This is a genomic window from Marinimicrobium sp. UBA4509, from assembly GCF_002388575.1.
Lineage (GTDB): Bacteria > Pseudomonadota > Gammaproteobacteria > Pseudomonadales > Cellvibrionaceae > Marinimicrobium > Marinimicrobium koreense.
Window position 1 is genome coordinate 1 of record NZ_DGMV01000071.1, and the last position, 301, is coordinate 301.

A 301-nucleotide genomic window follows, 5' to 3' on the forward strand; every position below is an offset into this window, starting at 1 on the left:
ACGACGCCGCCGGCCTCGCCATTTCCAACCGCATGACCTCCCAGGTCCGTGGTCTGGACCAGGCCATCCGTAACGCCAACGACGGCATTTCCATGATCCAGACCGCCGAAGGCGCTCTGCAGGAAACCACCAACATTCTTCAGCGGATGCGTGAGCTTTCGGTTCAGTCTGCTAACGGTATCTACACCGACGGCGACCGCGAAACCCTGAACTCCGAAGTGGAGCAGCTGCGTGAAGAGATGAACCGTATTGCGGCTGAAACTTCGTTTAATGGCCAGAAACTGCTGGACGGCTCGCTGGG

General features: G+C 58.8%; 1 pseudogene. It reads left to right on the forward strand.

The window, feature by feature from the left end:
* A pseudogene (locus B3520_RS13720) lies at positions 1-301 on the forward strand (flagellin); the annotation flags it as partial.